Source organism: Streptomyces sp. NPDC037290 (genome assembly GCF_055603245.1).
The window spans coordinates 1-5,365 of record NZ_JBVJVZ010000082.1 but is presented as its reverse complement, the minus strand read 5'-3'; the positions used below and the strand labels follow the sequence as shown (position 1 = coordinate 5,365).

The 5,365-nt window shown below is 64.2% G+C and carries 3 protein-coding genes and 2 pseudogenes; all 5 read right to left on the bottom strand.

Annotated elements, in window-relative coordinates; genetic code table 11:
• Window positions 1–16: 16 nt before the first annotated feature.
• The 5 genes and pseudogenes from ACZ7HQ_RS44765 to ACZ7HQ_RS44745 all read right to left on the bottom strand — a co-directional run bounded on the left by ACZ7HQ_RS44765 (window position 17) and on the right by ACZ7HQ_RS44745 (window position 4,893).
• Entirely contained in the window at window positions 17–208 is a 192-nt protein-coding gene (locus ACZ7HQ_RS44765) for a hypothetical protein (RefSeq protein ID WP_471003204.1), read from the bottom strand.
• 764 nt (window positions 209–972) lie between these two features.
• A complete protein-coding gene (locus ACZ7HQ_RS44760) occupies window positions 973–1,233 on the bottom strand; it encodes a type II toxin-antitoxin system Phd/YefM family antitoxin (protein ID WP_471003201.1) in 261 nt (86 codons plus the stop codon).
• Between the two features lie 131 nt (window positions 1,234–1,364).
• Window positions 1,365–2,209: pseudogene (locus tag ACZ7HQ_RS44755) on the bottom strand (IS5 family transposase).
• A gap of 36 nt (window positions 2,210–2,245) precedes the next feature.
• Window positions 2,246–2,599, bottom strand: a pseudogene (locus ACZ7HQ_RS44750) (zeta toxin family protein); the annotation flags it as partial.
• Between the two features lie 398 nt (window positions 2,600–2,997).
• On the bottom strand, window positions 2,998–4,893 hold the full coding sequence (locus ACZ7HQ_RS44745) for an alginate lyase family protein (RefSeq protein WP_471003198.1): 1,896 nt from the start codon (window positions 4,891–4,893) through the stop codon (window positions 2,998–3,000).
• Window positions 4,894–5,365 lie beyond the last annotated feature (472 nt).

Here is a 5,365-nt window from a genome sequence, read left to right as displayed (position 1 = left end):
CTCGTGCGGCCCTCATTCAGACGCTCCCGCCCGACAGGTATGTCAGGGCGATCAGCAACGCCGTGAGCAGCAGGGAGGCACTGGCAATCAAGAGCCCCTGTTCCATCGCGATCCGGACGAGATTTTCCTGCTCAACTCGCTCCATGTCGTGGGTCCCACAGCCGGGTTCCGCCCACCACCCGACGGGCAGATCCACCTGCCCGTCCACGTAGGAGACGCAGTCCGCTGTCCCTTCCTGTGCGATCCCATGGCACAGAACACCCGCCTCCCGATCACCACCTCGGCCGGACTCGGCGACTCCCACACCTGACACGTGCGCCCCCTCCCGACGCGACGACTATTCCACTCATCACCATCTAGCCCCGTGCCAACCCCTATGCACCATTCACCCAAAGCGCCAGTCATGCGCCACCTTCGCTACACCCAGCGGAGTGACACCGCCAAACCTGCGTCGCCGCCCACCGCCAGGTCATCCCCTCCGTGAAGCACCGCTCCTCGAAGTACCTCAACAACCGGGCCGAGGGTGTTATCAAGTAGAGGAGCCGGGGTGTGATGATCTTGGAGGGATCGTCGTGGGAGAGGCTTGCTGGTGGACGCCGCTGTACCGTCGTACCGGGCAGTCGTCCCCACGCCCGCGGGGGTAGTTCCCAGCAGCGGTGCAGCCAGGAAGTCACCGGGTCAGTGTGCCGATCCGCCATCCCAAAAGGGCGCAGTTCCTCGAACCGGGCTGGTCAGCGTACGCGGCCGAGGTGGATGACGCTGAAGCGGATCTGCTGGTTGCTGATCTCGTACATGACGCGGTAGCGAGCAACATGGATGCGCAGCAGTCAGTGTTGCCGAAGGCGCCGTCGGGGCGGGGATTCTCGGCGAGGCGGTCGACGGCGGTGAACACCTGACGCACCCCGTTGGGGTCGTCCTTGGCGAACCGCTCCGCCTGGGCGAGGGCCTCAGGCTCCTAGATCACCTCGTATCTCACGCCTCAGCTTCGCCGAAGACGCGCCGGCACGCCTCGTCATGGGAGACGCCAGCGTCCTCGCCGCGGGCCTGGCGGGCCCGAAAGGCGGCCAGGGCCCGCAGCTCCTGCAGCTCCAGGGCGTCGGCGGGGCTGACCAGGATGGCCACGGTCTGTCCGTGGTCGGTGATCGCGACCGGCTCACGGGTGGCACTGACCTCGCGCGCGATGGCGCCCAGGCGGGCACGGGCTTCCACGATCGAGTACGCCATCTCCGTCATAGACACCACATTACGGAAGTGCGCACATTCCCCCTAGGGTGGAGGCGCCCCCCTAGTCTTCGACCTGCCAGCCGTGGGCCAGCGCGACTGCGCCATCGTCGGCTACGCACGGCTAGGGTCTTTCCTTCGGATCACCTCGCTGACCAGATAAAGATGGCGGCGAGGTGAAGCCCGGCGAGGTAGATGGTGGCCGTCTTGTCGTAGCGAGTGGCCAGGCCGCGCCACTGCTTGAGCTTGTTGATGCAGCGCTCGACCGTGTTCCGCTGTTTGTGGGCCTCGCGGTCGAAGGCTGGTGGGCGGCCACCAAGGCGTCCGAGCCGCTTGCGGTTCGCCGCCTGGTCGGAGGGCTGCGGGATCACCGCCCGGATCCCGCGCCGCCGCAGATGACAGCGGATCGCCCGGGACGAATAGGCCTTGTCGGCCAGGACCGCATCCGGTGTGATCCTGGGGCGGCCTACCCGCCTGGGCACCCGCAAGCGGGTCATGACCTGCTCGAATGCGGGCGCGTCACCGGCCTGGCCAGGTGTGATGACGAACGCGAGAGGCCGGCAGCGGCCGTCAGCAGCGAGATGGATCTTCGTAGTCAGTCCGCCGCGGGACCGTCCGAGGGCATGGTCGTCCGGCTCGCCGGCCGGGGCCCCTTTTTGCGGGCCCCGGCGGCGTGCTGATGAGCACGGACGATGGTGGAGTCCACCGCGACGACCCAGTCGAGGTCGTCTTCGGCGTCGGCCTGGGCCAGCAGGGCGGTGAACACCTTCTCCCAGGTGCCATCGGCCGCCCACATCCGCAGCCGGTTGTGGGCGCCCTTCCAGGAGCCGAAATGTTCAGGCAGGTCCATCCACGGCGTGCCGGTGCGGTACTTGAACGCGATCGCGTCGATCACCTGCCGGTGATCACGCCACCGCCCACCCCGCTTCGGCGTCCGATCCGGCAACAGCGGCTCGATGCGGGCCCACTGGGCGTCAGTCAACGACACACCAGACCAACGATCGGATGATCTGAAGGAAACGGCCTAGCCCTGATCCCCGAAGACGTCGGATGTCCCTTGGCCCGGGAGTGGTCGGCCCCGCCAGGGCCAGGGCTTCACGACCAGGACCGGTCCGCCGTACGGCAGTCCTCCCGTGGTGAGGGTGTCGAGCAGCGCGGCCGCGCAGGCGTCGTGGTTATCCCAGGGGATGTAGCGGGCCCGGCCATCCGCAGCCAGGTGCAGGTACTGGTCCAAGATGTCGAGCTGGCTGACCGCCTCGGGCACGGCCAGGGCCACGATCTCAACGCGGTAGCCCGCCTCCCGGTACGCCGCCAGCCCCGCAAGGACCTCCTGCGGGTGCGCCAAAGGCGCCTCGACTACCGCATCGAAATGTCGATCCCCTCGATGTGTGGAGAGCTTCTACGGTAGAGGTGCCGAGCACGCAGGCGGTGGTGACAACGCTGATGACAGCATGCATCGCCCGCCATCGGCGCTCCCACAGCCGGTGCGGGAAGCAACGCCGGACCTGAGCTGGGGATGGCGAGTTCGACGGTGCTGCCTTCGTCTCCCACTCGCGTGGGCGATAGTCGTTGACGTGGTCAACTCTCTCGCCACTGACCCGCCCCTATTCGGCGTTGCAAAGGGCGCCGTCGACTTTCCTGGGCGCGACCTCCTCACCAGCTCTGGGGTCGCGCCGTGTTCACTGGATGAACGACGAAGTCGCCGCAAAAGCTGTCTTTCGATCTTTCTCGGAATGCGGCGACACACCTACGGGTGCATCGCCGCAAGCCGCGAATTCACCGATAGGCGACGGAAACCAGCTCGTCTGCTGAGTCTCCGGTCGTGTTGCCGGCCGCCACGCCGTCGAGGGCTGCGCCGTGTGTGAGGGTTGTGGTCGTCTTGGCGTTCACGGTATTGCCCGACCGGAGATACCAGGTGAGCCGAGAGCCTGTCTGCCTGACGGCGGCCAGTGTGTCGATGCCATCGCCGTTCCAGTCACCCGCGACAAAGCGGTCACTTACCCGGGCGAAGTCGAAGGACGAGAGGTATTTGTCCCTGTGGGTGTTGTCGGCCCGCAGGAATACTGTATTTCCGCGAATCAGGCCTGGGGTATCGGTACCGTCGCCGTCCCAGTCTCCCGCGACGGCACGATCACTATCCCGACCGGCCGCATATGAGATGTCGGTAGCCCTGTTATTCTCGGACAGCAGAAATTGCCTGCCGCGCCGGACTCCGATGCTGTCGGTACCGTCGCCATCCCAGTCTCCGACCAGTGGCTGGTCACACGCTTTGCCATAGGGGTGGGCGACCGGGTCCCTTCCCGATGGCAGGTTGCTCAGGTAGAAGGTGTTCCCGATGCGCCAACCGGGGGTGTCGATACCGTCGCCGTCCCAGTCTCCGAGGAAGTAAGCGGCGGCGCCGCTGCCGGCCCGAAATGGTGCGGTGGGTGTACCACCGTTAGTGGATCGGTAAGTCCAGGCCGGTCCGCCGGGCGGATCGAGGGGCTCGCCCTTCAGAAGCGGGGCACTGGGGCCGAATGTCTCGTTGTCGTTGTAGTCGCGCGCGGGTGCGGATCGGACGAGGGCTCGGATATCGGGATCGTACGGATACTCGCGGAAAGCGAGCTCGGTCAACGATCGCCAGGTCTGTTCCATCTTTCTTGTGTACGCACTGTTTTCGTAGTAGCGGCCGCGGCAGGCAATAGCATCGGCCTTGGCTTGAGGCGTGGTGGCCGACATCCACGGTGCGTAGGTGGCGTAGCTGTCCCGCAGGCTCTCACCGGAGTCGGGAACGTAATGCCAATAGTTGATTGGCGCACCGTTGTTGCGGGCGAGTTCGGCAGCGAGTGTCAGAAACCTCAGTCCCGCCGAGGCATAGATGAGCCCCTTGTCCCTCTTGTCGGTTTCGCCGATCGGCTGCATGACCCGATATCTGTCGTAAAGCTCGCTGCGGAGCGGATCCGGCCAGCGTTTCTTGTCGGTTCCCAAGCTGGGATCCTGCTCTTGAAGTGCCTGCCCCGGTGTGACCAGTTCTCCGACGAATTCTTCATGAAGATCGCGCGGATTATCGGGATCCCGTAACGCGTATGACACAAGTGACGTGTTGCCCGTCGCATAGCCGATGGCCAGGAGTCCCATCACGTGGGCTGTGAGATGGTTGTTGTAATATTGCCGATTCAGCCAAGGAGGATCGGCCTTCATGGTCTTCGTTGGCGTGGTCTTAAACCAATCTGCCGACTGCCACAAGGCGGTACTATACTGAATCGGTGAGCGCATGCTGCCGAACCAACGCTCGATCTCTGCACGCTCATTCTCCGGCAGGTACGGATACAACATCGCATACGCGTCAGCAAAGATCACCAGTACTCGGCTGATGACCAGCCCGGCGGCGTGCGGCATGGCTTTGCCGGGGTAGTGGAATTGTCGCCAGCTAGGAGTTGGGTCACCCGGTGGAAGGTCGGCATTACAGTACACCGCCCACTTCATCAGAGCGCTGCGCGCCTTGTTGAGATACGCGGAATTTCCGCTCACGCGATAGGCTACGGCGAGGGCGTGAACTCGGCGCGCTTCGGGGTTCGCACCGGCATAGAAAGCATCGGTGTCGTCCGACTCTTGGGGCGTGAAATTGTAGTCGAGAGCGGCATCCGCCTGCGATTTCTCTCGGAGCCAGGAGGCATGGAATGGTGACGACACGTCTGCAGCACGCTGCTTGGCGCGTTGAATCTCCGCCTCCGTGGTCAGTAGGATCGGTCGTGCTCTTCTATGTGATGTCCGGGAAACTTCCGTTGCCGGGTTGGCTGTCGTCTGCCCAGCGAGTAAAAGTAGGGTGGTAACTGCACACGCGACGACGGATTTAATTCGCAAGATGATTCGTCCTCTGCCGGGATTGAGTACGGACATGTGAGCTTCCGACTTCCTTGGAATGACGCTCAATCGGCCCAAACGGGTGGATGGTGTCACGCCTGCTCAACAACGACTGTCACGTCGGCCGGCGTCGCGGGAGCCGAGGGGATTGGCTGCTGAGTGCATCAGGAGATGTTTTTCATCTCCTTTTCTATGGCCGGTAGGACACAGTGAGCCTTTTCCAACCTCAGTTTGAGCAGGTCAGGTGCAGGGTGAGGACGGCTTGGACGAGGTTGGTGATGCGGGTTGTGGAGCATCGCAG